The 3,333-nt window shown below is 44.6% G+C and carries 2 protein-coding genes; both read left to right on the top strand.

The window, feature by feature from the left end; all coding sequences use genetic code 11:
* The first annotated feature begins 286 nt into the window (after positions 1-286).
* Entirely contained in the window at positions 287-439 is a 153-nt protein-coding gene (locus ACJ751_RS07730) for a hypothetical protein (protein ID WP_407744880.1), read from the top strand.
* 330 nt (positions 440-769) lie between these two features.
* Positions 770-3,217 carry a glycoside hydrolase family 9 protein gene (locus tag ACJ751_RS07725; RefSeq protein ID WP_407744878.1) on the top strand — a complete coding sequence of 816 codons (2,448 nt, stop codon included), beginning with the start codon at positions 770-772 and terminating at the stop codon, positions 3,215-3,217.
* Positions 3,218-3,333: the final 116 nt, after the last annotated feature.

Raw genomic sequence — 3,333 nt, 5'->3', positions numbered from 1 at the left:
TCGATGCCTTCGCCATCAATCCGGCATAGTGGCGGGTATTTTTAAAGCAAGGTGCATACAATACCTTCCTTCGGGTCAGGCTGCTTTTTTTACGCACGAAGTTTCTGCCATCCATACAATAGAAGGTGAGTTGCCGGATGGTCCGTTTAATAATAAATGGTGCAAAAACTTCGGCCATATAGTAAAGTTACATTAAAAATATACCAAATACATGCCAGAAGCTGCCTGACAGTATACGTATACTGTACACGCACCGTGACCGCTCCAATACTACAAGTATCCAAATATGTACACACAACGTGACCGCTCCAATGCTACAAGCATCCAACCAGTCACTTTCGCCGTGGTTGCACCGTTGCTGCACCACTCCAACTCTTTTGCTACAGTATGGTTGAACGCTACGACACCCGTAGATACCCTTACCATACGGAATATTTAAAGCGCATTTTCTAAAATGGGTTAATAGCCTTCCAGTTATCACTCAAACGCCTATATATTTGATTATCAACGGGGAAATAATTACCGACCAATTAAGCCGTTATCTCTCTATTCAATAACAAGCCAGGGCAGCCAAGACCCTAATTATAATATTAAGGGATCCCGTGGTCCGTTAGGATTTCAGAAGGTTAGGCAGGATGCCGGCCCGTTTCAAACAGCGTCAAGGGTTTCCAAATACTTTGCTCGGCTTATTCTATAAAAAAGGTTTCCTATCTTCCGTTGTCAACGTCCCTAACAGGATGTTATGTTTAACTTACTACCTCAAAGCATTATGAAAAAATTATTAGCTTCGGCCTTGTTGCTCCTTTGCCATGGCAGTTTATTACTTGCGCAAATTGATGAGAAATTAAAAGAAGATATCCGCAATACCGGGTATGTGCACAGCCCGCTCCCACTCGATTACAGTAAATCTTTTGAAACATTTGGCCTTACCAAAAAAGTAATGGCCACCGACCTGCTTTGCGATATGGAAGACCTCAGCAAATGGTCGCATAAGGGTATCGGCGGCCTATCGCTCACCACCGAAAGAAGTATTTCGGGAAAACACAGCCTGCAATTGGTAGCGCCTACCACTTACCCGCAATTCCTGGGTTGGGGTTTAGGTTTTGGCACTTCCCTCGCCAGCTATGATGTGGGGGGTATGAACTGGGAGAAATACAATCGCCTTCATTTTTACATCTACCCCAATTGTGAAGGCGCCCGCAGTATTTACCTAAACTTATATGTAGAGAATGATGGCAAAATAAAAGTACCGGACAAATATGAGCGGGAAGGCTATCATGAAATTAATTTAATCAACAGACAATGGAATGAATGTTTTGTTGAAATGAGTGAGCTGGCCCGGGATAAGGTAACAAAGCTCTCTTTTGCCATTGAAGTTTTTGGGAAAGAACGCACCATGGGCGATTCGCTGAAATTTGATATCGATGCAGTGTCCCTGCAAACCATTGAACACCCCGAAGTGGTAACCGGCTGGACGCCCGCCGAAAATCGCATCATTTATTCTACTACCGGTTATGGGATAGAAAGTGAAAAAACAGCCATCGTGCGGGTGAATGATCATAACGGCAAATTTCAACTGGTAAACAATGTAACCAATGCCGTGGTATACGAAGGAAGGATCAATGCTGCCAAAACAAACATCGGCGCCTTTGAAACCATCGATTTCAGTGATTTCAAAAAAGAAGGGCAATACTTTATTCGCATTAATAATGTTAGCTGCAAGCCTTTTTACATAAACCGAAATATTTGGGACAATTCTGCCTGGCGGGTACTGAACTTTATTTTCTGTGAACGTTGTGGGTATGCAGTACCGGGTAAACACGGCGTTTGCCACAGCGATCTGCATGCAATGGTCGATGGTAAAATTTTCCCTTTCAATGGAGGCTGGCACGATGCGGCGGATATGTCGCAACAGGTGCTGCAATCGGGCGAAATAGTGTATTCCCTGCTGGAGATGGCCAACCGGGCTAAAGAAAAGAATAATAAGGAGCTGTTTCTGCGCCTGCAGGAAGAAGCGGAATGGGGTATTGACTGTATCCTTAAAGGCCGCTTCGGTAATGGCTATCGCGCCCAAACCTGGGGCACTAATTTATGGACGGATGGTTTTATTGGCACAGGAGATGATTCTACCCAAAGAAGACTGGTACATGTTCACAACCGCGCGTTCGAGAACTTTGTATTTGCCGGCATAGAAGCTTATGCTTCCATGATGATAGAGAACGATGCCATACTTAAGGAGCATCTCCGCAAGGTGGCAGTAGAAGATTTTACGATGGCTAAAAAGCGTTTTGATAGCCTCGGCTTTAATGACCTGAGCAGTATCGGTGGCGGCGGCGATCATGCTGCCATGGCTTCCAACAGCCAGTATTCGGCGAATATTTCTTTAGCCGCCAGTTTGCTGTATAAATTAACAGGCAACAAGTATTATGCAACCGAAGCAGCCAAAGCCATTCAATACACCTTGCAATGTCAGCGTACTGAACCATTGGCTGATAACAATAAAACCAGCGGTTTCTTTTATCGCGATCTTGACAAGAAATCCATCGTGCATTACACGCACCAGTCGCGCGACCAGGTATATATGCAGGCTTTCACAGCTCTTTGTGAAACCCAACCCAATCATGCTGATTATGCAAAGTGGTCAGCGGCCATCAGGCTGTTTGGCAACTATCTCAAAACAATTACGCAATATGTACAACCCTATGGCCTGGCGCCAAGTGGCGTGTATAACATAAATGAAGTAAAAGACTCGGTCAATTTTTACAAAGTGCAGGTGGGTATTTTCAGTGGCGCTGCCAAAGATTATAAAGAGCAGTTGGAAAATGGGTTTAAACTGGATAATGAACATTACTTAAAAGTGTTCCCGGTTTGGTTCTCTTTCAGAGGCAATGCGGCGGTTCAACTGTCAACAGGTAAAGCAGCCGCCTTATGCGGAAAGTTTTTAAAGGACAAAGAATTGATGAATATTGCCGAACAGCAATTGTTCTGGATAGTAGGAAAAAATCCCTTTGGTCAGTCATTGATGTGGGGCGAAGGAAGCAACTATCCTCAACTATATACTGCATTGCCAGGCGAAACAGTAGGCGGCATTCCGGTGGGTATGCAATCGAGGTTTAATGAGGACAAGCCTTACTGGCCGCAATTCAACACGGCTACCTACAAAGAAGTTTGGGGTGCTCCTGCCGCCAGATGGCTTTCGCTGATTGCGGAGTTTTAACAGAATTAAATTGCCCCGGCCCCATAGCCGGGGCAATTTGTTACAATTCATCTATTGACCTTTCTTCAGGCGGCTATTGTATTCTTTTTCTTCGGGTTATAACACTTGCTACTGGT

The sequence above is a fragment of the Niastella sp. genome (assembly GCF_045805085.1).
GTDB lineage: Bacteria > Bacteroidota > Bacteroidia > Chitinophagales > Chitinophagaceae > Niastella.
The sequence above is the reverse complement of the archived record's forward strand: the minus strand, read 5'-3'. Positions and strand labels throughout refer to the sequence as shown.